Raw genomic sequence first — 463 nt, forward strand, 5'->3', positions numbered from 1 at the left:
CCAGAAGCGGCCGGCGTTCGGGTAGGTCGGCACGCCTTCGAACACCACCTGGGTGGCGCCGGCGGCCAGCGGGCCGTAGGCGATGTAGGTGTGGCCGGTGACCCAGCCGATGTCGGCGGTACACCAGAACAGGTCGTCGGGCTTGATGTCGAAGGTCCACTTCATCGTCATCAGCGCCCACAGCAGGTAGCCGCCGGTGCTGTGCTGCACGCCCTTGGGCTTGCCGGTCGAGCCCGAGGTGTAGAGCACGAACAGCGGGTGCTCGGCGCCGACGGGCTCGGCTTCGCAGGTGTCGGGCTGGTTGGCGCAGACGTCGTCGAGCCAGCGGTCGCGGCCCTCGGTCCAGCCGACGTTACCGCCGGTGCGGCGGTACACGATCACGTTCTTCACGGCCTCGCAGCCGCCCAGCGCCAGCGCATCGTCGGCGATGGCCTTCAGCGGCAGCGCCTTGCCGCCGCGCATC

Annotated in this window: 1 protein-coding gene; it reads right to left on the reverse strand. The window is 70.2% G+C overall.

All coding sequences use genetic code 11. The features are described from left to right. Positions 1-463, reverse strand: a 463-nt coding sequence (locus tag E1J61_RS37110; RefSeq protein WP_165971646.1) for an AMP-binding protein, incomplete at both ends; no start/stop codon positions are given.

Source organism: Cupriavidus sp. L7L (assembly GCF_004353535.1).
GTDB classification, from domain to species: Bacteria; Pseudomonadota; Gammaproteobacteria; order Burkholderiales; family Burkholderiaceae; genus Cupriavidus; species Cupriavidus oxalaticus_A.